Origin of the sequence: Sinorhizobium sp. P24N7 (genome assembly GCF_042436655.1) — a bacterium.
Lineage (GTDB): Bacteria > Pseudomonadota > Alphaproteobacteria > Rhizobiales > Rhizobiaceae > Sinorhizobium > Sinorhizobium meliloti_A.
Genome location: NZ_JBHMIW010000020.1, coordinates 105,951 through 131,232 on the forward strand (window position 1 = coordinate 105,951; position 25,282 = coordinate 131,232).

Sequence of the window (25,282 nt, forward strand, 5' to 3'; positions counted from 1 at the left end):
GCGGGTTCTTCGCACCCGCTCTATTCGGCCTTGTCGGCAAATTTATCGGTCGCCCGGATGAGCCGGTCGAGAATGCCCGGCTCCGAATAGGCATGTCCCGCCCCCTCGATGAGGTGGAATTCGGCATGCGGCCAGGCCTTATGCAACTGCCAGGCATATTTTGCCGGGCATGGCATGTCGTAGCGGCCATGCACGATCACGCCCGGAATTCCGTGGAGCTTATGGGCATCGCGCAGCAATTGCCCGTCTTCCAGCCAGCCGGCATTGACGAAGAAATGGTTTTCGATGCGGGCGAACGCGTGAGCGTATTCGTCCTCCTCGAAGGGCGTGCTGGTGTCCGGCTCCGGCAGAAGCGTGATCGTCTCCCCCTCCCAGATACTCCACGCCTTGGCCGCGGCAAGCCGCGTCGCGCGGTCCTCGCTTGTCAGGCGGCGGTGATAGGCTCGCATCATCTCGTGGCGTTCTTCCGGCGGGATCGGTGCGATGAAGCGTTCCCACTTGTCGGGGAACATTTCCGAGACGCCGAACTGATAGTACCAGTCGAGCTCGGCCTTGGTCAGGGTGTAAATGCCCCTGACGACGAGCTCGCTTACCCGCTCAGGATAGGTCTCGGCATAGGCCAAGGCCAGCGTCGAGCCCCAGGAGCCGCCAAAGACGAGCCACTTGCCAACCCCGCAAAATTCCCGCAGCCGTTCGATATCGGCCACGAGGTGCCAGGTCGTGTTGGCCTCGATCTCTGCATGCGGCGTCGACCTGCCGCAGCCGCGCTGGTCGAACAGCATCACATCGTAGAGCGACGGATCGAAGAGCCGGCGGTGGTTCGGCGAAATCGTACCGCCCGGGCCGCCGTGGAGGAAGACCGCCGGCTTGGCGCCGGGCGTGCCCGCCCGTTCCCAATAGATCGAATGGCCGTCGCCCACATCGAGGTGCCCGGATGCATAGGGTTCGATTTCGGGATAGAGGGTACGCAATGGAGAACTCACGATAGATCTTCCTCGGGCGGCCAGTGCACCGTGTCGTAATCGGGGTGCTGGCGGTTGGATTCCAGGACTATGAGATGGCGCTCGGCGGCCGCTTCGCTGCCGTCGTCGGTCTCTGTTTCGGGAAGCTGCGGCAGATGCGAAAACCAGAACATCCGCGACTCGACGCCGGACTGGTAGACCGGCTGGACGTCATCCGGATCGTCGAGCGAACCGAGCGCGATGTTTAGAAAGCTCGCATCCGGCATGTCATAGAAGAGCGGCGTCCCGCAATCGCGGCAAAAGCCGCGGCGCACGAGATCTGACGAACGGTACCAGGCGGGCTGGCCGCGCACGATGCGGAAATCTTCGCGCGCGATATTGGCAAGCGGCAGAAAGTAGTTGCCCGCCGCCTTCTGGCACATGCGGCAATGACAGATATGCGGATCATCCAGCGTGCCCTCGGCGCGGTAGCGCACCGCGCCGCACTGGCAGCCGCCGGTGAAGATGCGTCCGATCATCGTGCCCAGACTCCGCCCGGAGGCCACTGCTCCGTCTCATGGTCCGGATGCTGAAACGAGATGATCTGCTCCTGACGCCCATAATAGTCGGGATCGTGGTGAACCGGCTGCTCGAAGATCGATTCGACCCAGGGAAGCCGGGACTGGTAATTGACCTGAATTTTCGGCGCGAGATCGGAGCGGTCGTCGAAGGCGCCTATGGCGATTTCGAGGCCGCCGGGATGCCGATAGGTCATCGGCGTACCGCATTTCGGGCAGAAGCCGCGATCGATATTGACCGATGACTGGAAATAGCTCGGCTCGTCACGGGTCCACTCGACCCCGTCCTTCGGCGCCGTCACCAAGGCGGAGAAGAAAGAGCCGAACTGTTTCTGGCACATGCGGCAATGGCAGATCGAGGGGCGCCCGAGCTCTCCGTGGATGCGGAAGCGAACGGCCCCGCACTGGCAGCCTCCAGTCCTGACGGTATTGCTCATCCTTTTTCCTCCGGTGGCCAGGTTTCGGTGTCGTGGTCGGGGTGCTGATAGGAAACGAGGTCGGCAAGAAAGGAGACAGCCTCGGCGTCGGCCATGGTCTCTTCGCCGGGCAGCTCGGATACATGATCGACATAGGGCAGTTTTCCTTCGACGCCCCATTGGATGGTCGGCACGATGCCTTCCGGCCTGTCGAATGCAGCGATCGCGAGCGCCATGCCGTCCGGGGCCTCGTAGGTCAGCGGTGTTCCGCAGTCGCCGCAAAAGCCGCGCCAAACCACATTCGAGGACCGGAAGCGCTTGCGCTCGCCGCGGGTCCATACGAGCTTCGCGCCGCGTACGGAAACGAGCGGCAGGTAGAAATTGCCGCTCGCCTTCTGGCACATGCGGCAATGGCAGACGGAAGCATCGCCGAGTTTTCCCTCGACGCGGAAGCGGACCGCGCCACACTGGCATCCGCCCATATGGATCTCGTCAGCCATCTCGCCCTCCTCTTTCCTCCGGCGTGCCGGCAGCGCCATCATCCTGAAACTAGACCTGAGACCGCTTCACCTCCCAGGTGGTCACTCTTTCGCCGGTCTCGGGATCCTTGCCGTCCTTGAGCTGGATGCCTCTCGCCAGGAGATCGGCGCGGATGCCGTCGGCCTGCGCGTAGTTCTTGGCCTTCAGAAGCTCCAGACGCTCACGTACACGGCCATCGATCTCGTGAACGACCGCCTCGTCGAGTTCGACCTCCTTCGGCACCACCCCGAGAAGCGCCGCGCTCGCGGCGAAGGCCCCGAGATGGCTCGAATCGGCGGAAGCCTTTTGCGCCAATGCATGCAGCGCCTGAATGGCCGCCACGGTGTTGAGGTCGTCGGCGAGGGCGGTGACGACGGCCGGGTCCGCCTCGCCTGCAGCGTCGCCGTAGACCGGCCATTTCGACAGCAGATGCTCGGCCTCCTCCAGCCGCTTGATCGAGAAGTCGATCGGTTCGCGGTAATGGGTCATCAGCATCGCCAGCCGAAGGACCTCGCCGGGCCATTTGCGGCCGCCGAATTTTTCCGTGTGAAGAAGCTCGTAGATAGTGATGAAATTGCCCTCGGACTTCGACATCTTGCGGCCCTCGACCTGCAGGAAGCCGTTGTGCATCCAGACATTCGCCATCATCTCGGTGCCGTGGGCACAACGGGACTGGGCGAGCTCGTTTTCGTGATGCGGGAAGATCAGGTCGATGCCGCCGCCGTGGATGTCGAACACGTCGCCGAGATAGCGCCCGCTCATCGCCGAGCATTCGATGTGCCAGCCCGGCCGCCCGCGGCCCCAGGGGCTGTCCCAGCCCGGCTCGTGCTCGGCGGAAAGCTTCCAGAGCACGAAATCGCCCGGGTTTTTCTTGTGCGCCTCGACGGCGACACGGGCACCGGCCTGCTGCTCGTCGAGATTGCGCTTGGAAAGCTGGCCGTAATCGTCCATCGACCGTGTATCGAAGAGCACCTCTCCCTCGGCCTCGTAGGCATGGCCCTTGGCGATCAGCTTTTCGATAATTTCGATCATCCCGGCGATGTTTTCGGTCGCGCGCGGTTGCACGGTGGGCTCGAGGCAGCCGAGCACCGCCGCATCTTCGAGGAACTGCGTCTCGGTCTTCTCGGTCACATGCCGGATCGCCTCGTTCAGCGGCAGCCCGGGATAGTCGCGCAATGCCCGCGCGTTGATCTTGTCGTCCACATCGGTGATGTTGCGAGCATAAATGACGTGATCCGCGCCATAGACGTGACGAAGCAGCCGGAACAGGACGTCGAATACGATGATCGGCCGTGCATTGCCGATATGGGCATAGTCGTAGACCGTCGGGCCGCAGACATACATGCGGACGTTCTGAGGATCGATCGGCCGGAATTCGGCTTTTTCCCGCGTCAGCGTGTTGTACAGTTTCAAAATCGGCATTCCGCCCATCCCAGATCTCCAAGTCTGCATGCAGCCGTCGCAATATAATCGCCGGGTGGCCCCGCGCGTTTGTCATCTTGGATTTTTGGAGACGAAAACGGCCAGGCCAGCGGTTCGCTAGCGAATAATCTTCCGGCAAATAATGCAGATAACCGTTTTCATGGCGACCCTTATCGCGCGTCACCCGGCGCCGGTCAAGAGGCGAGCCACGTGCAAGCGAAAGTCGGCATTCTGCAACCATGACAGCCATGGATTTGTCACGATTTAGCTTATCTGGAAATCGTCAGAGGGGAAGGAGATTCGCCAATGCAGCCCGGCACGGCATCAGGTCCTGTTTCCCGAGGAACAACAGGGACATGGTTTTCGTTGAAAATTCACGAAGGCTAATGCTCCCGATAGGGAAAACACCAAGGAAGACATGCAATGAAGGCCGCCAAAATTGCCGAACGCAACCCGCCGCCATCCGATCTGCTGACGAAATACCGCCCACTCGGCCTGAAGGCCGTCCTCGCAGCCGCGCTGCAAGTCAGGGCTAAACCGGCTGACAAGAAGATCGCGAAGCGTTCGGCTTAGTTCCGATCTGGGGGCAGCCCCTCATCCCGCTGCCGCGACCTTCTCCCCGTTTTGACGGAGAGAAGGGACAAGCCTTGGCCTCACCGCTCACTCTTGAGCGGCTAAGGGCAGAGCGGCGCCGCGCGTCCCCTTCGCCCCGCTTGCGGGGAGAAGGTGGCCGGCAGGCCGGATGAGGCGCGGTCCTTGGCTCAAAACAGCGACATCTGCCCGCCATCATCCCGATCGTCAGAGCGCCCCCTCTTCGGGATCGGCGCTATGGGCGTGACCTCGTCCTGAAGCTCGGGGCCGGTGTTGGCGACCTTGTTGACCTTGTCCGAAACGGGGATTGCTTCGAAATAATCCTCCGCCGCCGGCACCATGAGGTCGGCCACCTCGCGAGGTTCCTGGCTCTTGCAATCGAGCCAACGGGAAAAGTCTTCCGGCTGGATCACGACCGGCATGCGGTCATGGATGTGACTGACGGCGCCGTTCGCATCGGTCGTGAGGATCGCCGCGGTGTCGACCTCCGAACCGTCGGCGGAAGACCACGTCTCCATGAGCCCGGCAAAGGCCACGATCCCGCCCTTTTTCGGCCGGACCCAAAAAGCTTGCGAGGCCTCCCGGCTGCCCTTGACCGGGCGGCGCCATTCGTAAAAACCGGACGCCGGCACCAGCACGCGGCGATGGCGCATTGCGGCGCGGAAGGCGGCCTTGCCGATCGCGGTTTCGGCCCGAGCGTTGATGAGCAGAGGAAACTTGCGCGGGTCCTTGACCCAGCCTGGCGTGAAACCCCAACGGACGAGCACAGCCTTGCGTTCCGGCAGGTTGCTGCCCGGTTCCGGCCGATCGGAGGCCACGATAACGACTATCGGCTGCGTCGGCGCGATGTTGAAGCGCGCAGGAAAGCCCTCCGCTTCAAGCAGGCCAAACAGTTCCAGCAATTCCTCCGGCGTGGCCGTAAGCGCAAAACGTCCGCACATGACATCGATGTGGCACTTCACGTAGTATGGGTCAACGACCAAGGTGATTTTCGATTCCATGATAACGAAGCAACCCGAGCGCGCCTCCTCCGCCATTCTCGAACGGAACGGCCGCTATCTTCTTGTCCGGCGGGCCAATCCGCCGTCAGCCGACATGTACGCGTTTCCCGGCGGCAGGGCGGAGCCCGGGGAGACGCCTGCGCAGACGGCATTGCGCGAACTCGCCGAGGAAACGGGCATCAGCGCCCGCGATCCCGTCCTCTTCGAAATCTATGACCTGCCCGGTATAGGCCCGCAGGAGCGTCACTTCCTGCTCTCGGTCTTCACCGTCCAAGCCGATCCTGATTTGGTCGCGATCGCCTGCGATGATGCCGCCGGCGTTGGCTGGTTCACACCGGAGGAAATTTTGACCTTGCCCATTCCGGAAAGCGTGCGCGACTGCGTGGAAAAGCTGGCTGCCGGCGGGCCAAGGCGTATTCCTCAGTCGGCGACCGGCGTCAGTTCGGATTTGAGGGGCGCATGACCGATAGACGGCTCCCGTTCAGACTGTTGCTGCTGACAGGCATTCTCCTTGCGACCGCCGCGGGCGTGGCGGCTCAGGAAAAGCAGCCTGCCCCGCAGGCGGCCGCTCCCTCCCCGGCGCAGGAGGAAAAGCCGACCCCTTACGACCGGCGGTTGATCCGCCTCGCCGAAATTCTCGGCTCGGTGCATTATCTGCGCAATCTCTGTCTCGACCAGCCCGAGGACGGCTGGCGCCGCTCCACGCAGGAACTGATCGACAAGGAGGCGGCCGGAGAGCCGAAACGGCGCGAGCGCATAACCGCCGCTTTCAACCGGGGCTATCGGACCTTCGCCTCGGTCTATACCAGGTGTACGGAGCCCGCGACGCTCGCGGAAGAACGCTACCGTGCCGAAGGTGCAACACTCGTTTCGGAAATCGTCGCCCGCTTTGGAAATTAGGAAGATATTAACCTCTTTTTCCCTGACCCCGTGTCGTTTCGGGAAAAGGCTGCTAAGTTTGTTAAGAGAGTGATAAGAAGTAGCCGGCCTGTCTGCCCGTTCAGTTGCGGTTCAGCGGATAGGCGTTAGGTTAGCCAGTGCACGTAATGGAAGCCGCATGGAACGAATGATGGAACCAAGCCTGACAGACATCGACGACATGATCGTCCACGAGAAGATGCAGGCGGCGCTCGAGCACCAGAACGAGGCTTGGGCGGATGGCATGGCCGACGGCATCGAGCCCGAAATCATCGCCGATGCGGCGATTGCGCTGGCCATGCGCGAAACCGTTCGGCTTCATGGCGAAGAAGGTGCCGAGGCAATGCTTAACTCGCTTCGCGAGCGCATGCTCGCCGGAGAATTCTCGCCAGAGCGGACGATTCAGTAACATCAGGACTGCCCGATGAACCGGAACCCTGCAAACCGGGCCCTCCCGGTTGGTCTTGTCGTGTTGCTGCTGGCGAGTGCGACGATGCCCCCTGCGCCCGCGTTCGCGCTCAGTGAGTTTCAGGGCACCCCTGCCCCCATTGCCGGCGAACAGAACGCAGCCCCAGGCGACGAGGCCGAAGAGTCCGCGCCGGAAGAACGGGCCCCCCTCGAAATTCCGATGCCAGACCCTCTCGTCGACAGGACGGCCGTCGAGTCAAAGGACGATGAGATCGCCGCGCCTGACGTTGTGGAGCCTGTCGAGGTCCTGACGGATGTTTCGAAGATCCCGGTGCCGGTCGCACGCATGCGCGAACTGATCGTCGAGGCCGCGGCTTCGGGTGACATCGAGCGGTTGCGCCCGCTGCTCGGCAAGGGCCCCACCCAGACCCAGGTTACCGCCACCGCCGGGGAAGACGACCCGATTGCCGCACTCAAAAGTCTTTCCGGCGACCAGGACGGCATCGAAATTCTGGCCATCCTCCTCGACGTCATGTCGACGGGCTTCGTGCTTGCGGACAAGGGTACTCCCGAGGAGGCCTATGTCTGGCCCTATTTCGCCGAGAAGCCGCTCTCGTCGCTGACCGCCCCGGAAAAGGTCGACCTCTTCCGACTGGTGACCGCCGGCGATTTCGCCGGGATGGAAGAGTTCGGCACCTACAATTTCTACCGCGTCGGCATCACGCCGGATGGAAAGTGGAAGTTCTTCGTCGCGGGCGATTGAGCGCTTCTCGTGCCGGAGAGACGGAAATGCTGGCGGTTCCCGCTCGGCATGCTTGCCCTTCCCCGGCAGACGTCCTACCTCTTCGGAATAGAGAATAGGACTCGACATATGCCCATGGTTTGCCTCGACGGCCGCGCAATCATTCGTGTCTCCGGAAAGGACGCGGAGACCCTTCTTCAGACGCTGATCACGACGGATATCGCCTCATTGACCCCGGACGAGGTCAGGCCCGGCGCGCTGCTGACGCCGCAGGGCAAGATCCTTTTCGATTTCCTGATCTCCCGCGACGGCGAAGCGTTGCGTCTGGAGACGACGGAGGATCAAGCCGAAGCGCTCGTCAAGCGCCTGACGATGTACAAGTTGCGATCGGCAGTGGAGCTGTCGCTCAATTCGCCGGCACCGGTCACGGTCGTGTTCGGAGAAGATGCGCCGGCCGAGAGCTATCGCGATCATCGGTTCGAGAAGGCGGGCATTTCCGCTTTCCGCCTCTATCGCGACATGCCTGCAGCGGAAGCGGGCGTCGCCGATCTGGACCGGCTCAGAATCACGGCGGGCGTCGCCGTTGCCGGCCGCGACTACGACCTGCAAGATGCCTTTCCGCATGATGTTCTCATGGACATGAACGGCGGCCTTTCCTTCCGCAAGGGCTGCTATGTCGGGCAGGAAGTCGTTTCGCGCATGCAGCACCGAGGCACTGCGCGACGCCGCCTCGTCATCGTCGCCGGCGAGGCGACGCTGCCGCCGAGCGGAACCAACATTTCCGTCAACGGACGGCCGATCGGTTCACTCGGCACCGTACTGGATCGGGACGGCCTGGCTATCGTCAGGATCGACAAGGCAGGCGAAGCGATCGCCAAGGGTGAGGCCATTCTTGCAGGCGATGTGCGTCTTACCCTCACGCTCCCCGCCTGGACGGGACTCGTCTTTCCGAGCGAGGCAGGCGAGGCGAGCGCATGATGAGTGCGCGTGCGTGGCAGCGTATGCTTTCCGGGCGGCGGCTCGATCTTCTCGACCCCTCACCGCTCGACGTCGAGCTTTCCGACATCGCCCACGGACTTGCCCGCGTGGCGCGTTGGAACGGGCAGACTTCCGGCGACCACGCCTTCTCCGTTGCCCAGCACAGTCTCGTTGTCGAGGAGATTTTCCGCCGCACCAATCGCTGCGATGCCCAGGATTGCCTGATGGCCCTGCTTCACGACGCGCCGGAATACGTCATCGGCGACATGATCTCGCCGTTCAAGGCCGTCGTCGGCGGCGGTTACAAGACCGTGGAGAAGCGCCTGGAGAATGCGGTCCACCTGCGCTTCGGGCTTCCGGCACATACGCCCAGGGAGCTCAAGGAGCGGATCAAGAAGGCCGACCGTATCGCGGCCTATTTCGAAGCGACGGAACTTGCCGGCTTTTCCGCAGAGGAGGCCCGAAAGTTCTTCGGTCAGCCGCGCGGCATCACCCGCGAGACGTTGCTGATCGACCCTCTGCCCGCAGTCGAGGCGCAGCGGCTCTTCGCCACGCGCTTCAATGCGCTGGAGTCCGAACGCGCCAAGGCGAGACAGGAGGCGTGACCATGACGGCAATCGTCGTCTCGCCGCTTCAGCGTATCGCGGAAATGGCCGTCCGGCACGGCTGCCGCGAAATGCTGAGCCTGCTTGCGAAGGGCCAGAATTTTCATCGCCCAGCCGTCATCGATTATGCGAAGCATCTGACGATCGGCGTCAACGACATCAGCTTCGCCGGAACGGGCGACCTGATTGCGCCCCAGGAAGAACACGTTCATCGAATCATCGATTTCGCCCGCCAATGGGACCGGACGCGGCCGATGCTCATACATTGCTGGATGGGCGTCTCCCGCTCGCCTGCGGCCGCGCTGATCGCCGCACTCGCCGTCGAACCGGACCAGGACGACCACGCGCTCGCGAAGCGCCTCCGGCTCGCCTCGCCCTATGCGACGCCGAATGCGCGGCTCGTGGAAATCGGCGACCGGGCGTTGTCCCGCAAGGGTGCGCTCGTCGCCGCAGTGCGAGCCATCGGCCGCGGCGCGGATGCCGACGGCAATGCTCCGTTCATCCTGCCCCTGCAAGACGTGCAGCATGCCGGGTGAAGCGCAGCCGGTCACGGTCGAGATCGGGCTCAATGCCGTGATCGTCGCGGTCGTCAGCCGCAGCCCGCGCATCCTCGCGGTCAGCGAGGCGGACGGGGACGCTCGCGACAGCCTGCCCTTCGGCCCCTTCGATCCGGCCCGCCACCGCACTTTCGAGGCAAGCCTGCGGGCGCGCGTCGAGAAGCGTACGGCGCTCAAGCTCGGCTATATCGAGCAGCTCTACACCTTCGGCGACCGCGGGCGCCAGCGTCTGCCTGGCGAGGAAGGCAAGCACATGGTGTCCGTCGGCTACCTGGCGCTGACGCGCACCGACGCCGAGAACAACGAGAGGCTGGCCGAAGCGGGCGCCCATTGGCGCGACTGGTACGGCTATCTGCCCTGGGAAGACTGGCGTCTCGGACGTCCCGCGATCCTCGACCAGACCATCCTGCCGGCGCTTGTTCGCTGGGAGTCCGGCGACGAAAAGCCGGCCTCGGCGCAGCGTCGTTCACGGATACGCCTCGCCTTCGGCCTTGACGATTTTCCCTGGGACGAAGAGCGCGTGCTGGAGCGCTACGAATTGCTCTATGAGGCGGGTTTGGTGCGCGAGGCCGTGATCGACGGCCATTGCCGCGATCCGGAAAATCCCGCGGCAGGACTGGCGATGCGCCACGACCATCGCCGGATCGTCGCGACCGCTGTCGCGAGACTGCGCGGCAAGCTCAAATACCGGCCGGTGGTCTTCGAGCTGATGCCGCCGGCATTCACCCTTACCGATCTGCAGGCCACCGTCGAGGCGATTTCAGGCCGCCATCTCCACAAGCAGAACTTCCGCCGGCTGGTCGAAGGAGCGGAGCTCGTCGAGCCGACGGGAGAGACCCTGGCATCCACCGGTGGCCGTCCGGCCGCACTCTTCCGCTTCCGCCGCCAAATCCTGGACGAGCGGCCAGCGCCCGGCCTCAAGGTCGGCGGCCGCTGAACCTTAAAGCGCGTTTGTGTTTTGCCAAACCCGCGGCGCACCGGGCGAGATGCACTATTTAACCACCGCGCAGGCCAGCCGGTCGCCGGCATCGCCGGAGGGCTGGCTGCGGTTGTCGTCCGAATGCATGTGGATCACCAGGGCCCGGCCGCGAAGGGCGGTGGCCTTGTCGTCGAGAGACACGAAGCTGTTGAAGACCTGGGCGCGCAGGATGCCATCGGCGCCGACATACTGGTTGGGCATGTCACCGGCATGCGGGCCATTGGAAGCGAGGAAGCCGTGCTCGGAATTTTCATCCTCGCCGGCAAAATGCTTTCCCGCCGACTCGAACCCGTCCTTGGGATCGCAGCGCCCCATTTCGTGAGCATGAAAAGCGACCCAGGTATCCTTCGGCAGGCCGCTTATCTCCATCTCGATCAGCACGCCCTTGCCACCTGCCGTCAAAGTGGCCCGCCCGATGTCGGTGCCGTCCTTGCCCACGAACTCGGCCGTTGCCGTTTGCGAGGATTGTTGTGCCGAAGCGGCACCCGCCAGGCCTGCCGCACAGGCGATCGCGATCATCGTTCTCATCATCGGAGTTCTCCCTCTCACTCGCGGGTCGATAGAAGACAACGCGCGGCTGCCGGGGTCGTTCCGCAAAAACGCGGCTGAGTTGCAGTCATCCGGCGAATTGAGCTAAATCGACACGTCCAGACCGATGTCGAGCGTCGGTGCGGCCATCGTGATCTTCGAAGTCGAGATGTGGTCGACGCCCGTTTCGGCGATTGCCCGAATGGTTTCGATCTTCACGTTTCCCGACGCCTCCAGCCTGGTGCGGCGCAGGTCACCGGGATAGGAAGCGGCGGACAGTCTCCAATGTGCCGCGTTGATTGCGACGGCCTCGCGGAGCAGTTCCGGCCCCATATTGTCGAGCAGGACCACGTCCGGCGAGGCGGTCAGCGCCTCGCGCAACTGGGCGAGGCCGTCGACTTCGACCTCGACCTTGACGAGATGGCCGCAATAGGCCCGCGCGGCGCGGACGGCGCCGGCAACACCGCCGGAAACGGCGATGTGGTTATCCTTGATCAGCACCGCGTCGTCGAGGCCGTAACGATGATTGGAGCCGCCGCCGAGGCGAACGGCGTATTTTTCGAGAGCGCGAAGGCCGGGGATCGTCTTGCGCGTGCAGCAGACCTTGGCGCCCGTATGGGCGATCTCGTCGGCGAACGTCGCCGTGTAGGTCGCGACCCCCGAGAGATGCATGAGAAAGTTGAGCGCCACCCGCTCGGCCGAAAGGAGTCCTCGGGCACGGCCGGAAATTCGCGCAATCGTCGTACCTGGCGCCACCCGGTCGCCGTCCGCAGCGAGCGCCTCGAAGCGGATCGACGGGTCGATCAGGCGGAAGGCGGTTCGCGCCAGTTCCAGCCCCGCAATCACGCCCGCTTCGCGCACGCTCATATTCGCGGCGGCTGTCCGCTCCGGCCCGATCGTCGAGAGGGTGGTGATGTCACCGGCCCGGCCGAGATCTTCCAGAAGGGCCGCTTTCACCTGCTCCTCGACCATGAGAGCGGGCAGTTCCGGGCGAAGGGCGGTCATTATGTCGTTCCTGCGGTTGGAGTAGCTTCTAATTTTGCGTTTGCCGCCCTCATGCCGGCTCGCTCTCGGCCACGTCCGCGGCCAGACGCTCCGCCTGGGCAAGCGTCAGATAGGTCCGGCGCCGCCATTCCGGCCGCTCGTCCGGGCAATCGGCCCGAAAATGACCGCCGCGGCTTTCCGTCCGTTGCAGGGCGGCGATCGCGATGAGCTTGGCCGTGGTGACGATATTGGCGAAGCGCAGGCGCTTGTTCGCCCTCTCGAGTTCCGCAATCCCCCGGATCGCCCGGGTCAGGCTTTCGCGCGTACGCACGACCCCGACGCAATCGCTCATCAATTGCCGCAGCACCTTGAAAGGCGGGCTGTCCTCGACCGTCACGGGATCGTCGTTCTCGCCGGCATTGTCGCCCCAGGCAGTCAGCTTCGGGGCCGGCAAGCTGCCCTTGATATTTTCCGCGATCCGCGCCGCGAAGACGACCGCCTCCAGCAGCGAATTCGAGGCAAGACGGTTCGCGCCGTGAACGCCGGTCGATGTCACTTCGCCCGCCGCCCAGAGGCCGTCGATGGAGGTACGCCCCTCCCCGTCCGTGAGCACGCCGCCCATGTGGTAGTGCACGGCAGGCGTGACGGGGATCGGCTGTCTGACCGGATCGATGCCCGCTGCCATGCATGAGGCGTAGACGGTCGGGAACATCTCAGGAAAATGCCTGCCGACGGCCTTTGTGCAATCGAGGAAGGCGCCGCGTCCGGCCTGGACTTCCGCAAAGACCCCGCGCGAAACGATATCGCGCGGCGCGAGCTCTCCATCGGGATGGATGTCGAGCATGAAACGGCGGCCTTGCGAGTTCACCAGGGTGGCGCCATCTCCGCGCAACGCCTCGGTCGCAAGCGGCGCCGGGTCCTTGCCGATGTCTATCGCGGTCGGATGAAACTGGACGAACTCGGGATCGGCAATGATGGCGCCCGCCCGTGCCGCCATGCCGACGCCCTGGCCGCATGCTTCCCATGGATTGGTGGTGACCGCATAGAGATGGCCGACACCGCCCGAGCAAAGAACGACGGCGCGCGCCGGGAAGGAAACGCGGCTCTTCGACTGGCCGGCATCCGGCCGCGCGATCACACCGGAGATGAACCGGCCCTCGCGCACCAGTTCCTCGACCACATAGCCCTCGATCACCCGGATCGACGGGGTATTGCGCACCGCGGCAATGAGCGCCTCCATGATCGACTTGCCGGCCATGTCGCCCTTGACGCGGACGATGCGCCGCTCGGAATGCGCGGCTTCCCGCGAAAGCAGGAGCTTTCCCTCGAGGTCGCGGTCGAAGGGCACCCCGAATTCGAGCAAATCGTGGATGCGGGCCGGGCCCTCTGCGACCATCATGCGCGTCATCTTCTCGTCGACGATACCGGCACCGGCCGCAACCGTGTCGGCGACATGCTTCTCGAATGTATCGCCCCTGCTCATCGCGGCGGCGATGCCGCCTTGCGCCCAGGCCGAGGAGGCGCCGTAGCCGATCGGTGCGGCGGCAAGGATCGTAACGGGACGCGGCGCCAGTTTCAGCGCGCAGAAAAGCCCGGCAAGGCCGCCGCCGACGATGACGATGTCATCGATTCCGTTGAAGGACTGCGGGCGGAAATGGTCGGTCAGCATGGCTCGATAACTCCTCCACGGGCCTGTGCCGGGTTTGCCCCCGGCATTGATCACTGCTTGAGGTTCACCATGCGCTCGACCGCCAGCCGCGCGCGGTCGGCGATCGCCGGATCGACCAGAACCTCTTCCGTCATGTCGAGCAGGCTGTCGAGGATCTTCGGCAGGGTGATGCGCTTCATGTGCGGACACAGGTTGCACGGCTTGACGAAATCGACGCCCTTGACCTCCGCCTGGATATTCGAGGCCATCGAGCATTCCGTCACCAGCAGCACCCGTTGCGGCCGCTTGTCCTTGACGTAATTGATCATGCCCGAGGTGGAACCGGAGAAATCGCAGACGGCGATGACATCGGGGTGGCATTCGGGATGGCCGACGATCTCGATGCCGGGATTGGCTTCCTTGTAAGCCAGGAGTTCGGCTGCCGTGAAGCGCTCGTGCACCTCGCAATGACCTTTCCAGGTCAGGATCTTCTTATTCGTCTGGCGCGCCACGTTCATCGCCAGATACTCGTCCGGGATGCAGAGCACGGTGTCGGACTCGAGGCTTTCGACTACTGCCAGCACGTTGGAGGAGGTGCAGCAGATGTCGGTTTCCGCCTTCACGTCGGCCGAGGTGTTGACATAGGTGACGACCGGCACGCCCGGATAGCGTTCCCTGAGGAGGCGCACATCCGCTCCGGTGATCGAGTCCGAAAGCGAGCAACCTGCTCTCGCATCCGGAATGAGCACGGTTTTTTCCGGATTGAGCAGCTTCGACGTCTCGGCCATGAAGTGCACGCCGCACTGGATAATGATCTCCGCGTCGACCTTGGTAGCGTCGCGCGCAAGCTGGAGCGAATCGCCGACGATGTCCGCCACGCAGTGAAAAATGTCCGGCGTCTGGTAATTGTGGGCCAGGATGACCGCGTTGCGTTCCTTCTTCAGCCGGTTGATCGCATGAACGTAAGGCGCATATGCCGCCCACTCGAACGCAGGAATGAAGTCCTTGACCTTTTCGTAAAGGTGCTCGGTCTCGCGCGCGACAGCCGGGGTGAAGGCGAGATCCGGCTTTTCGATGACACCGAAGCGTGCCGCAGCGCTTGCAAAGGCCGGAGCGGGCGCCGCTTCCTTGCGAAGGTCAAGAGTGGTCATCGGGCTCTCCTCTCTCGCCGTTTCCGGCAATTTCTAATTATGCTCAAAATGAGCATAATTAGATCAAAACAAAAGCGGCTGAGCCGCCGGAACTGATTTAGAAAGTTTTGTGACAGATTTCAAGCGCGCAGGGTGGAAACGACACGCCCGCATATCGCACGAGCGCATCGCGACATTTTGGTGATCAGGCCATTGCCGGGCGGGCGACGGCACGCTCCTCGATCAGCCAGTGCACGATGGCCGCGAACACTCCGAGCGCGACGCCCACCCACCAGACCGGATCGTAGGATCCGAATTGGTCGTAGAGATAGCCGCCCATCCATACGCCGAGAAATGAACCGATCTGGTGCGACAGGAACACGATGCCGCCGAGCAGGCCGAGATGTCGCGTGCCGAACATGATCGCCACCAGCCCGTTGGTCGGCGGCACCGTCGAGAGCCACAGGAGGCCCATGGCGACCGCGAAGACGATGACCGATGTCGGCGTTTGCGGCAGCAGCAGGAAGGCCGAGACGACGACTGAACGGGCCAGATAGATCAGCGCCAGGAAATAGGGCTTCGAATAACGCTGGCCGATGATGCCGGCCGAGAAAGAGCCGATGATGTTGAAGAAGCCGATCAATGCCAGCGCGATTACCGCATAGCGGGCGTCGATTCCGATATCGCCGATATAGGCCGGAAAATGCGCGGTGATGAAAGCGACCTGGTAGCCGCAGACGAAGAAACCCGAGACGAGCAGAAGATAGCTCTTGTGCCCGAGCGCTTCCTTGAGCGCTTCCCCGACTGTCTGCTTGAACAATGCCTGCGGCTGGCGCCCGGAAGAGGCATTGCCGCGCAGCGGAATCGCAAAGAGCGGAACGAGCAGCATCATGAGGCCGAGATAGACGAGGCTGTCGGACCAGCCATAGGCGGAGATGAGACCTTGGCTCAGCGGCGCGAAGAGGAACATGCCGGCCGAGCCGGCTGCGGTGCCTATGCCGAAGGCGAGCGAGCGCTGCTCGGGCGCGACGTTGCGGGCAAAGGCGGAAAGCACGATGCCGAAGGAACCCGACGCAACGCCCAGACCGACCATGACGCCGCCGCCGATATGCAGCCAGATCGGCGCATCCGCGAAGGCCATCAGGATCAGCCCCGCTGCATAGACGAGGCCGGAGAGCGCGAGCACGCGCCAGGTGCCGAACTTGTCGGCGATCGCGCCGAAGAACGGTTGGCCAAGACCCCAACAGAGATTTTGAAACGCCATTGCCAGGCCGAAGGTCGTCCGGTCCCAACCCTTCTCGGCAAGCATCGGCAGCTGGAAGAACCCCATGGCGGAACGCGGCCCGAAGGTCAGCATCGCGATGATGGAGCCGGCGACGATGATGAGCCACGGCAGGCCGCTGCGCTCCGCCGGACGGGTGACTGCGGGAGAAATGGCAGACATGGGCAAGCTCCTGATGATGAGGGGCCATCCTATGGCGGCGACGAGCCCGGGGGAAACCAATTATATTGAGGGTGGCATCACAGGAATTGATCCGCCGGCCGCTCGCACGTTTTCGCACGGCCGCGTTTTAAGCCGGCTCAGCGCACCTTCATCGGCCAGCGCTCCTCGCGACGGCGGAGGACCTCGACCGCGTCGCCGAGCCTGATAAGGCCCTCCCCCCGCGGCACGGCATTCCAGCCGAAGAGCACGCCGGGCACGCGCCGGTCCGCAGACATGCGCTTTATCGAAAGACCCTGGATCGGGTTGCCGCCGACGCGTTCGCCGGTCGTCTGATCCTGCGTCGTCATGATGCACCGGGCGCAGGGCTTTACGAGATCGAAGGTAATCCCGGCAATCTCCAGGCTCTCCCAGAAGTCCTCGGCCCAGGCCTCGTCGCAATCGATGACGATATTGGTGCGGAAGCGCTCCATGCCGACCGGCTCCTGCCCCTTTTCCATCAGGGTGCGGTTGAGGTCGGCGAGCGAGCCCGTTGTCGTAACCAGAACCGGGAAGCCGTCGGCAAATGCGACGGGGGCCGCCGCTCCCGCCCATTCGGCGCCGACGAAGCGCTCGGCCTCATCGTCCATGCGGACGAGCTTGACGGGGCGCCCGAACCAGCCGGACAGCATGTCGTTTGCAGCACCCCCGGCGACCGCCGCATTGACGTCGCTCGACCAGACCCGGACATCGAGGCGGTCATTCGGGTCGAAGCGAACGGAAAGCTCCTTGCCGTTCATCCGCAGGCGCAAACCCCCGGCGACATGCTCCGCCTCGACCTGCGCGAGCGCCTGCAGCTCGCGCTGTGTGATGAAATGTCCGTCGGGCGCGACCAGCATGAAGCGCCGGTCGCCGGCGAGCCCATCGAGATTGACGGTAACGGCCGTTTGCGGCACCGCGCGACCGCTCTTCAGGGGATGGATGTTCAGGCCGGTCACTTGCATGTCAATTTTCCGAATTCAGATATCGAGTCAGGCCGTTGCCAATCTGATTCACCGGGACGGGCCAACCCATTGAAGCTTTTAGATTTCATCCAGCATCATGGCAAGCACGCCGCGAAGCCGCTCCTGCCGCTCGACAGCCAGCCGCCGCCCCGCTGCGGTCCGGAAATCTTTCGCCAGGCGGAAGAGCTTCGCCTCGAAATGGTCGATCGCGAAAGCCGTGTCGTCGAGCGGCCGGGCTTCGGCCAGGGGATCGAGGGGATCATAAAGCGCGCTGTTCATGCGCCCGGCGATGTAAAAGCAGCGCGCAGCGCCGACCATGCCGATGGCATCGAGCCGATCGGCATCCTGCAGAATCTGCGCCTCCAGCGTTTCCGGCGGCAGATTGGCCGAAAAGCTGTGTGTCAGAACGGCGTGGGCGACGGATGTGACATCGGCCGCACTCCAGCCGAGCCTCTCGAGGATTTCGGACGCCTTTTCGGCCGCCAGCCGGGAAGCCGCTGCACGCCGTGGGGAATTTTTTTCGACCGACACGCAGTCGTGCAGCAGCACGGCGGCGGCCAGCAGACGGGTGTTGCCCCCCTCCTCCGACTGGATGCGGAGAGCGTTTTTCCAGACTCGGATGAGATGCGAGGCGTCATGGGAACCATCGTCCGCGGCGAAGGCGTGCGGGAGGAGTTCGCCGGCGAGCCGGTCATGGGGTGCGAAGGCGGCCGCGAGTGCAGGAAGTCGGCTCATGCGCGGTGAGCTCCGTTGCCAGCGCTGCCCGACAATATCTTCTGGTAGAAGAGCCCGATACCGATCAGTACCGCCCCCAGGCCGATGAAGGACAGCGCCCGCAGAAAGCCTTCGAGATTGGACATGTCGACCAGGAATACCTTGAGCACGGCGATGAAGACCAGCACCGCCGAGGCGATACGGATGCTCTTGGCATTCATGCGCGAGCCGACCACGAGAAGCAGCACGCCGAGAACCAGCCAGACCACCGAATAGGTGTAGGTCTCACCCTGCAGGAAGCCCTTCCAGTCGGCAACGTTCTGCCCTTGCCAGAAACGGCGCACACTGAGGCTCGCCCAGGCGAAGGCGAGAACGGCGCCACTGACGGCGAGCGCCGCCACATAGGGCAGCGGGCGACGGCCCCGCGCATACCAGGCAAGCCCCGCATAGCCGATGGCGGGGAGCAGATAACCGATGAGGAGCAGATCGAAGAAGGGAACGCTTCCGAGCAGTTCGCCGCTGAAATACGGGTTCAGGCCGACGAGGTGGGCGGCAAGCACGGAAAGCATCGACAGGACCCCGAGCGCCATGCCGCCATAGCGGAACACCGGACTCGGCGACCTCCCGTCGAGGGTCATGAATATCCCGGAGGCGCCGATCGCGAGAAGCGTGTAGATCGCCTGCTCACCGAGTGTCGGGACGGAACTGTCGAGCACGCCGCGGTTCATCGCGTGGCGAACGAGGATCGCGACCGTCAGAAGCACGAAAAGGCTCGCCAGCGCCTGCAGCAGGTTGCGCACCCGCACATCCGGCAAGGTCCTCAGGAAATAGGCGGAGGCGACGAGCAACAGCGCCGGGATGCCGTAGCCCGGGAGCAGCGCATTGAAGACCGGCACCGTTCCGAGGCTGCCCGGCCCGACGATCGTCGGCTCCCAGGCGATCCGCGCGAGAACGACGACCGCGCCGGCGACCGTCACCCAGGGAAGAACCGGCCAGGAGCGAAGACGCGTCGCGAAGCTGTATGCGGCCCCGAGGAAGGCGATCGCCAGTGTCGTCACCAGGCCGTCGGTCCAGGCGTGAAGCCTGATGACGAGAAGACCGAAGGAGCCGAGCGCCAGCAGACCGCCGGGAACGTCGGCTTCCCCCGCCTCTGTGCCGCGGCGATCGAGCCATTCGACCAGCGCGAGAAGCAACAGCCCGCCGGCGAAGGCGACGAGGCCATGCGGCAGGTCGAAGGTGAAATTGCCCGTCATCAGGAACGACATGGCCAGAAGCGCATTTGGCACTGCCGCGGCGAGCCCTGCCCAAAGAACGACGAATGGCCGATTCCCTGCCGGGCGCCGGGCAAGCACGAGGGCGCCGAAGAGGACGAAGAGCGCCGAAAGTATCATGGCGCTCAGCATGGCCGTGCGGCCGGGGACGACGATCTCGGGCGGCAAATCGGCCAAAGACGGATCGAGATAGGACAGAACACCACTGAGCGCAGTCAAGCTCCAGGTGCCTGCGATGGCACCGAAGGCGGCGAGCAGTGCCCCATAGACCGCGTTTGGACGCAAGGAGCCTGCAGCGGCAAGCGCCGCGACGACGACCACGAATTCGGTCACCGGGAAACGCTGGGCGTCGACGGTCGGGCTGATGAACAGCAGCGCGAGAACGGCTGCGACGATCGCCGCCGAGATGGAGATGGCAAGTCGGGGCGGCTTGAAGAGCCGCTCCCAGGCGCCCGCCGCCGGCGCTCCGCTCGGCTCCGCGTCCCGCTCGCCGAGACCCGGCCAGATCAGCGCGACACCGGCGACCATCACCAGGAGCGCGAAGGTAACCGGAGGCGCCTCGAAAGGCGTCGCGAGCGCTACATAGGCAAGGCCCCAGAGGCCGAGGCCGGCATTGGCAAGCGTCGGAACGACCGACCAGCGGCGCAGACGCGAGGCGGCAAGCGTGGCGAGCCATGCGGCCGCAAGGAAGCCGAACAACACCCAGGGGCGCGGCTCTCCGCTGGAGACGAACAGGGGCGTCAGAAGCGATGCGAGAAGACCGAGGCCGGCAAATGCCTGACCGTGCAGCAGCGACAGCCCCACCGTCGCAAGCGAAATCACCGCCAGCAGAATGAAAGCGGCTGCAGTGCCGATGAAGCCGTAGATACCATAGGCGGCATAGACGACGCCAAACAGGGTGACGGCACCGGCAGCGGTCAGAACGCCCGGTATCATCGCGTTGCGGAAGCGGTCCGCGACAGCAGGCACGGCGCGCCGGCGGATCACCTCGCCGGCTGCTCCGAGCGCGACCCCGAACAGCGCGGCGAGGGTCAAGCGGACCGTGGGACTCAGCAAGCCGGCATCGATCGAATACTGCACGAGGAAATAGCCGCCGAGCGCCAAGGCGAGCCCCCCGACCCAGACCGGCCACCTCCCGCCGATCCGGCTCTCCAGGCTCTCGGTCCGCGCTGCCGCAGCCGAGGGTACCGCCGGTGGCGCGGCCTCCTCGTCGAGGCTTTCGGCCGCACCCCTGGTTTCGTCAGCAACGGTGTGAGCGTCCTGCCGCGCCCGCGCCCATGGACCGTCGGCCGTCGCCTCGGGCTCGGCAGCCTTCGCAACGTCAGCCTCAGTCCTCACGGATTCGATATCCGGGGAGCCCTGTTCCGTCGACTCTCTCCCGAGCCGCGCGATCTCCGCCTTCAGGCTCTCGATTTCACGGTCAAGGCGCTCGGCCGTCCTGCGGCCGCCGAGGAAAGCAGCGAGCGCCATCACGAAGGCTAGAAGAGCTATGGCCTCGAGCATCAGTTCCCCCGGCATCACCACGATCAGGATCGATTCGGACAACGTTAGCGCGAAACGGGCGCCGAAAATATCCTGCGGCAGATATCCGCGGATTTATGGAGCCGTGGGGAGCGTCGCGGCATCGCGACCCTCTGCAGCAATCTCTTCATCCAATTGTCGCAGAGCTGTCATGAACTCGCTGGTAAAGCGAGACCGGGGACGCCCGGGAGATCGGGCGCGTCTACCGTCTCAATGGGGAGAATTGCCATGGACAAATATCTCGGCCTTGCCGAAGAAACCGAATTCAAGACGCTGACGGAGCGCAGGGAAGAACTGGAAGACGTCGGTCATAACTGTTCCACCAACCCGACCATGGGCGACATCATCAATCGCTTCTCGCGCCGGTCGTTCATCGGCGGCTCTCTGGCCGTGGCTGCCATATCCACGACGGTCAGCCCCCTCGCCCTGCTGACGGCTGACGAAGCGCGGGCAAACGGCGAAGCGTCGCGATTCGCCTTCAAGGAGATCGAAGCCGGTGTCGACGAGACCCATCATGTTGCCGAGGGTTACGACGCCGACATCCTGCTGCGCTGGGGCGACAAGGTCTTTGCCGACAGCCCGGAATTCGACCCGCTGAACCAGACAGCCGAAGCCCAGAGCCGGCAGTTCGGCTACAACAACGACTATGTCGGCTTCATTCCGCTCGAAGGCAATCCGGACCACGGCCTGCTGGTCGTCAACCACGAATACACCAATGCCGAGATCATGTTCCCGAACTTCGCCCGCGTCGAAAAGGTGACGGAGGACGGCAAGGAGGAGGACAAGGTCGTGCTCGGCGAGTACACCAAGGACCTCGTCGATATCGAAATGGCCGCCCATGGCGGCACCGTCATCGAAATCCGCAAGGTCGACGGGAAATGGCAGCCGGTCCTCGACGGCAAGTACAATCGCCGCATCACGGCCACGACCGAGATGCAGCTTTCCGGCCCTGTCGCCGGCCACGAGCGGGTCAAGACCCCGTCGGATCCGACCGGCAGGAAGGTCTTCGGCACCATCAACAATTGTGCCGGCGGCGTCACCGCCTGGGGCACCTACATGATGGCCGAGGAAAATTTCAACGGCTATTTCGGCGGCGAGTTCGCCGAGGATCATCCGGAATTCAAGCAGATGAAGCGTGTCGGCGCGCCGGGCGGGCAGTATGAATGGTCGAAATTCTACGACCGCTTCGACGTATCCAAGGAGCCGAACGAGGCCAACCGCTTCGGCTGGGTGGTCGAAGTCGATCCGCTGGACCCCACCTCCGTCCCGAAGAAGCGCACCGCGATCGGACGCTTCAAGCACGAGGGCTGCGAGTCGATCGTCAACAGGGATGGCCGCGTCGTCCTCTATAGCGGCGACGACGAACGCTACGATTATGTCTACAAGTTCGTGACGAAGGGCACTTACAACCCTGACGACCGCGCCGCGAACATGGATCTCTTCGACGAAGGCACGCTCTACGTGGCGAAATTCGACGAAGACGGCACGGTCACCTGGATGCCTCTGGTCCACGGCGTAGGGCCGCTGACGGCCGAGAACGGCTTCCCCTCCCAGGCCGACGTGCTGATCGACACCCGTTTTGCCGCCGATGCGCTCGGCGCGACCAAAATGGACCGGCCGGAAGACGTTCAGCCCAATCCGAAGACCGGCAAGGTCTATGTGATGCTGACCAACAACACGAAGCGCAAGGAGGACGAGATCGACGCCGCCAATCCGCGCGCCAAGAACGCCTTCGGCCACATCGTCGAAATTTCGGAAACCGACGGCGATTTCGCGTCGACGAAATCCCGCTGGGACGTCCTCCTGAAGTGCGGCGATCCCAGCGTCGCCGAGGTCGGTGCCTCCTTCTCCACCGCGACGACCAGGAACGGCTGGTTCGGCATGCCGGACAATTGCGCCATCGATGCCGATGGCCGTCTCTGGGTCTCGACCGACGGCAACAACGAAAAGGTCACGGGGCGCACGGACGGTGTCTGGGCCGTGGAGACGGAAGGCGAAGGCCGCGGTACCTCGAAGCTGTTCTTCCGGGTGCCGGTCGGTGCCGAAATGTGCGGGCCGAGCTTCAACCCGACGAGCGACACCTTCTTCCTCGCGGTTCAGCATCCGGGCGATGCCGGTCTCGCAACCTACGAGAAGCCGGCGACGCGCTGGCCGGATTTCCGCGACGACATGCCGGTGCGCCCGGCCATCGTCGCCGTCACCAAGCAGGGTGGCGGCAAGATCGGCTGAAGCGTTCGGAGCGCCACACGCTCTGCGACCTCCCATCCCTGTGCCCGTCACAGGGATGGGAGAAAAAGGCATCCGCCACCCGTCGCCACCGCGGTCGCCTTCTCAAAAACACTTAAGCCTCCGACGATGCGGCCTTCAGCGCCTTCAGCGTCGCATGGACGAAACCGTCCCGCGCCGACGCGGCGTCGACGCCCCGCGGCTCGTAAACATGGCGGTTGAGGAAATAGGCGGTAAGGCGGAAGGCGGCGGCAAGGCTTTCGTGATCGGCAGCTCTGCTTCCTCCCGATAGGAAGTCCGGGAGGGCGAGCATGCGGTCGGCGTAAGGGGCACCCGCTTCGCGGCAGATCGCGCGGCCCGATTTCGGCGATACGAAGACAAGGTCGCTTTGCGCACCCGTCGCCCCACATTGAGAAAGATCCAGGCCGAAGCCGAGATCGTTCAGCACCGCGAGTTCGAAGCGCACGAACAATTCGCCGGCATCTGCCGGGTCCTGGAGGTGATCGACGATGACGGCGAGCGCCTCGTAGAGATGGGGATGCGGGTCGCGCTCCGGCAGGAGCCGCAAGAGTGCGCCAATCGCCTGAATTCCGTAGACGGAAGTCGCCGTCTCGATCAGCCTCGCGGCACGCAATTGCAGCGGCTCGACGCGGAATTCGCCGAGATGCTCGTCCAGCCTCGCCCGCCAGCTCACCTCCACGGAATTGCCCGGCTGCAGCACCGGCTGCATCGCACGCGAGCGGCCCGAGCGCACGAGCCCGAGATGCCGCCCGTGCCCGGGCGTCATCACCTCCGCGATGACAGAGCTCTCGCCATGCCGCCGGATGCCGAGAATTATGGCTTCATCGCTCCATTGCATGAAAAAGGCATACACCCGCCGCCGAAACCGGAGCAAGCGAAGAAACGCGCCCGGTTTCGAGCCTTGTCCGGTGCGGCGGAAACAAACTGTAGCCTTTCCGCTACACTTGCCGTGCGCCGCAAATCTATTGTCGTTTTTGCCGCATTGCGACGCCTTTCAATGCGGGTTGCGAGGCCTTAGACGTGCCTCCTCAAGAATGACAGTCAGCAGGAACAATTCGACTATGTGTGTGTCCGGGAATCGCGCCAGCCGTCTGATGCAGCTTTGCGCCGCTTTGGCCCTCTCCGCCGCGCTGGCGGGTTGCGTGAGCAGCAGCCAGCCGGTCCGGCCGAAAGGGCCGGATCCCTATTTCGTGGCAATGTATGGGGCGAAGCCGGATGAGACGTTTCCGCTTCCGGCCACCGACATCAGCAAGGTCGAACCGCGTTTTCTGCGGCAACAGGTGCCTTACGTCACGCATGAGCCGCCGGGTACTGTCGTGATCGACACGGAAAATCGCTTTCTCTATCTCGTGCAGGGCGGAGGCATGGCGCTTCGTTACGGCATCGGCGTCGGCAAGGCCGGGCTGGAATTCGAGGGCGAGGCGCGCGTCGGCCGCAAGGCGGAATGGCCGCGCTGGACCCCGACATCCGACATGGTCGCGCGCGAACCCGAGCGCTACGGACCGCTCGCGGGAGGCATGGACCCCGGCCTGCGCAATCCGCTCGGACCGCGCGCGCTCTATCTCTACCAGGGAAACCGCGACACGCTGTTCCGCATCCACGGCACCACGGAGGCCTGGTCGATAGGCAAGGCGGTCTCGAGCGGCTGCATCCGCCTGTTCAACCCGGATATCATCGACCTTTACAGCCGCGTGCCGGAAGGCTCGCGCGTCGTCGTGCTCCAGGCGGAACCGCCGATGAGCCAGCCGATGAGCCAGCCGATGGATGCACCGATGTCGACCACCGCTGACGGCAGCGGATCGCTTTCGTTCTAAGGCCTGTTGAGATTCATTTCGAGTTTATGACGGCTTCTGCGAGATGGATAATGGCGTTGAAGCTCTGTTCGGTTTTGTCGGCACGCATGGCGATGCGCTTGAATTCCTTGAGTACCGACCGTGCGCCACTGCATCTCAAAGTGCTACAGCAACCTTTGCGCGTCTCATAAGACGCGCGGCGCTGTCGGAAACGTATCGGAGGACTGCAACCTCTCCGCGCCTCATCCCTTATGTGGACGGCTCCCCCTTGCAAGTGTTTTTTGCAGATTTTTTGATCGGATCGCTTGCTTCCATATGTTCGGCCTTTCGGTGTGGCCGCACAGGGCCACTGGCCAAGATGGTTTCC

Annotated in this window: 27 protein-coding genes; 12 read left to right on the forward strand and 15 right to left on the reverse strand. The window is 63.8% G+C overall.

Annotated features, from left to right (window positions below; translation table 11 throughout):
• Positions 1 to 20 precede the first annotated feature (20 nt).
• From pip to cysS, 5 genes are read right to left on the reverse strand one after another with little or no spacing between them, the layout of a single operon-like run.
• Positions 21 to 983, reverse strand: a complete 963-nt coding sequence (gene pip / locus ACFHWW_RS28845; RefSeq protein WP_379942541.1) for a prolyl aminopeptidase — start codon at positions 981 to 983, stop codon at positions 21 to 23.
• Complete coding sequence (locus ACFHWW_RS28850) at positions 980 to 1,480, reverse strand: GFA family protein (RefSeq protein ID WP_379942543.1); 501 nt, start codon at positions 1,478 to 1,480, stop codon at positions 980 to 982. The genes pip and ACFHWW_RS28850 overlap by 4 nt, the downstream gene beginning before the upstream one ends.
• Positions 1,477 to 1,956, reverse strand: coding sequence for a GFA family protein (locus tag ACFHWW_RS28855; RefSeq protein ID WP_379942545.1), 480 nt, complete (start codon positions 1,954 to 1,956; stop codon positions 1,477 to 1,479). The genes ACFHWW_RS28850 and ACFHWW_RS28855 overlap by 4 nt, the downstream gene beginning before the upstream one ends.
• On the reverse strand, positions 1,953 to 2,435 hold the full coding sequence (locus ACFHWW_RS28860) for a GFA family protein (protein WP_100672268.1): 483 nt from the start codon (positions 2,433 to 2,435) through the stop codon (positions 1,953 to 1,955). Before ACFHWW_RS28860 ends, ACFHWW_RS28855 begins: the two co-directional genes overlap by 4 nt.
• Before the next feature lie 49 nt (positions 2,436 to 2,484).
• The gene (gene cysS, locus ACFHWW_RS28865) at positions 2,485 to 3,885 is read right to left on the reverse strand and encodes a cysteine--tRNA ligase (protein WP_379942547.1); all 1,401 of its coding nucleotides are present in this window, start codon (positions 3,883 to 3,885) and stop codon (positions 2,485 to 2,487) included.
• Between the two features lie 414 nt (positions 3,886 to 4,299).
• Here cysS and ACFHWW_RS28870 point away from each other — a divergent pair, with 414 nt between their 5' ends.
• A complete protein-coding gene (locus tag ACFHWW_RS28870; protein WP_080662060.1) occupies positions 4,300 to 4,449 on the forward strand; it encodes a hypothetical protein in 150 nt (49 codons plus the stop codon).
• A gap of 188 nt (positions 4,450 to 4,637) precedes the next feature.
• Here the strand turns inward: ACFHWW_RS28870 and ACFHWW_RS28875 are convergent, their stop codons facing one another.
• Complete coding sequence (locus ACFHWW_RS28875; RefSeq protein WP_018094629.1) at positions 4,638 to 5,468, reverse strand: SOS response-associated peptidase; 831 nt, start codon at positions 5,466 to 5,468, stop codon at positions 4,638 to 4,640.
• Here ACFHWW_RS28875 and ACFHWW_RS28880 point away from each other — a divergent pair.
• The 8 genes from ACFHWW_RS28880 (at position 5,467) to ACFHWW_RS28915 (ending at position 10,613) form a co-directional block, all read left to right on the forward strand.
• Positions 5,467 to 5,931: an NUDIX hydrolase gene (locus tag ACFHWW_RS28880; RefSeq protein WP_379942550.1), complete on the forward strand. Its 465-nt coding sequence runs from the start codon at positions 5,467 to 5,469 to the stop codon at positions 5,929 to 5,931. The two genes, ACFHWW_RS28875 and ACFHWW_RS28880, sit on opposite strands and share 2 nt — an antisense overlap.
• Entirely contained in the window at positions 5,928 to 6,368 is a 441-nt protein-coding gene (locus ACFHWW_RS28885; RefSeq protein ID WP_379942552.1) for a TIGR02301 family protein, read from the forward strand. The genes ACFHWW_RS28880 and ACFHWW_RS28885 overlap by 4 nt, the downstream gene beginning before the upstream one ends.
• Positions 6,369 to 6,525: 157 nt before the next feature.
• Entirely contained in the window at positions 6,526 to 6,795 is a 270-nt protein-coding gene (locus tag ACFHWW_RS28890) for a hypothetical protein (RefSeq protein WP_010969047.1), read from the forward strand.
• Positions 6,796 to 6,810: 15 nt separating this feature from the next.
• Complete coding sequence (locus ACFHWW_RS28895; protein ID WP_379942554.1) at positions 6,811 to 7,557, forward strand: hypothetical protein; 747 nt, start codon at positions 6,811 to 6,813, stop codon at positions 7,555 to 7,557.
• 108 nt (positions 7,558 to 7,665) lie between these two features.
• The gene (locus ACFHWW_RS28900) at positions 7,666 to 8,514 is read left to right on the forward strand and encodes a YgfZ/GcvT domain-containing protein (protein ID WP_379942556.1); all 849 of its coding nucleotides are present in this window, start codon (positions 7,666 to 7,668) and stop codon (positions 8,512 to 8,514) included.
• The gene (locus ACFHWW_RS28905; protein WP_028012012.1) at positions 8,511 to 9,119 is read left to right on the forward strand and encodes a YfbR-like 5'-deoxynucleotidase; all 609 of its coding nucleotides are present in this window, start codon (positions 8,511 to 8,513) and stop codon (positions 9,117 to 9,119) included. Before ACFHWW_RS28900 ends, ACFHWW_RS28905 begins: the two co-directional genes overlap by 4 nt.
• Positions 9,120 to 9,121: 2 nt before the next feature.
• Positions 9,122 to 9,655 carry a tyrosine phosphatase family protein gene (locus tag ACFHWW_RS28910; RefSeq protein WP_379942558.1) on the forward strand — a complete coding sequence of 178 codons (534 nt, stop codon included), beginning with the start codon at positions 9,122 to 9,124 and terminating at the stop codon, positions 9,653 to 9,655.
• Positions 9,609 to 10,613 carry an NrtR DNA-binding winged helix domain-containing protein gene (locus ACFHWW_RS28915; RefSeq protein ID WP_379942560.1) on the forward strand — a complete coding sequence of 335 codons (1,005 nt, stop codon included), beginning with the start codon at positions 9,609 to 9,611 and terminating at the stop codon, positions 10,611 to 10,613. Before ACFHWW_RS28910 ends, ACFHWW_RS28915 begins: the two co-directional genes overlap by 47 nt.
• A 54-nt stretch (positions 10,614 to 10,667) precedes the next feature.
• Here the strand turns inward: ACFHWW_RS28915 and ACFHWW_RS28920 are convergent, their stop codons facing one another.
• The 8 genes from ACFHWW_RS28920 to ACFHWW_RS28955 all read right to left on the reverse strand — a co-directional run bounded on the left by ACFHWW_RS28920 (position 10,668) and on the right by ACFHWW_RS28955 (position 20,857).
• Entirely contained in the window at positions 10,668 to 11,186 is a 519-nt protein-coding gene (locus tag ACFHWW_RS28920; protein ID WP_018094621.1) for a superoxide dismutase family protein, read from the reverse strand.
• A 102-nt stretch (positions 11,187 to 11,288) separates the two neighbouring features.
• A complete protein-coding gene (nadC, locus tag ACFHWW_RS28925; RefSeq protein ID WP_379942562.1) occupies positions 11,289 to 12,188 on the reverse strand; it encodes a carboxylating nicotinate-nucleotide diphosphorylase in 900 nt (299 codons plus the stop codon).
• 49 nt (positions 12,189 to 12,237) lie between these two features.
• Positions 12,238 to 13,836, reverse strand: coding sequence for an L-aspartate oxidase (locus tag ACFHWW_RS28930; protein ID WP_275596541.1), 1,599 nt, complete (start codon positions 13,834 to 13,836; stop codon positions 12,238 to 12,240).
• 50 nt (positions 13,837 to 13,886) lie between these two features.
• On the reverse strand, positions 13,887 to 14,966 hold the full coding sequence (nadA, locus tag ACFHWW_RS28935; RefSeq protein ID WP_379942565.1) for a quinolinate synthase NadA: 1,080 nt from the start codon (positions 14,964 to 14,966) through the stop codon (positions 13,887 to 13,889).
• A gap of 184 nt (positions 14,967 to 15,150) precedes the next feature.
• On the reverse strand, positions 15,151 to 16,389 hold the full coding sequence (locus ACFHWW_RS28940) for an MFS transporter (protein WP_379942567.1): 1,239 nt from the start codon (positions 16,387 to 16,389) through the stop codon (positions 15,151 to 15,153).
• Between the two features lie 137 nt (positions 16,390 to 16,526).
• Positions 16,527 to 17,369: an MOSC domain-containing protein gene (locus ACFHWW_RS28945; RefSeq protein WP_379942569.1), complete on the reverse strand. Its 843-nt coding sequence runs from the start codon at positions 17,367 to 17,369 to the stop codon at positions 16,527 to 16,529.
• Positions 17,370 to 17,447: 78 nt separating this feature from the next.
• Entirely contained in the window at positions 17,448 to 18,104 is a 657-nt protein-coding gene (locus ACFHWW_RS28950; RefSeq protein WP_379942571.1) for an HD domain-containing protein, read from the reverse strand.
• On the reverse strand, positions 18,101 to 20,857 hold the full coding sequence (locus ACFHWW_RS28955; RefSeq protein ID WP_379942581.1) for a DUF2339 domain-containing protein: 2,757 nt from the start codon (positions 20,855 to 20,857) through the stop codon (positions 18,101 to 18,103). Before ACFHWW_RS28955 ends, ACFHWW_RS28950 begins: the two co-directional genes overlap by 4 nt.
• 246 nt (positions 20,858 to 21,103) lie before the next feature.
• Between ACFHWW_RS28955 and ACFHWW_RS28960 the strand changes: the two genes are divergently transcribed.
• Complete coding sequence (locus ACFHWW_RS28960; RefSeq protein WP_379942573.1) at positions 21,104 to 23,104, forward strand: PhoX family protein; 2,001 nt, start codon at positions 21,104 to 21,106, stop codon at positions 23,102 to 23,104.
• Between the two features lie 112 nt (positions 23,105 to 23,216).
• Here ACFHWW_RS28960 and recO read toward each other — a convergent pair whose 3' ends face one another.
• On the reverse strand, positions 23,217 to 23,960 hold the full coding sequence (gene recO / locus ACFHWW_RS28965) for a DNA repair protein RecO (protein WP_100672265.1): 744 nt from the start codon (positions 23,958 to 23,960) through the stop codon (positions 23,217 to 23,219).
• A gap of 223 nt (positions 23,961 to 24,183) precedes the next feature.
• Between recO and ACFHWW_RS28970 the strand changes: the two genes are divergently transcribed.
• A complete protein-coding gene (locus ACFHWW_RS28970) occupies positions 24,184 to 24,936 on the forward strand; it encodes a L,D-transpeptidase (RefSeq protein WP_379942575.1) in 753 nt (250 codons plus the stop codon).
• A 43-nt stretch (positions 24,937 to 24,979) separates the two neighbouring features.
• A partial coding sequence (locus tag ACFHWW_RS28975; RefSeq protein ID WP_379942577.1) for a hypothetical protein occupies positions 24,980 to 25,282 on the forward strand: 303 nt, incomplete at its 3' end.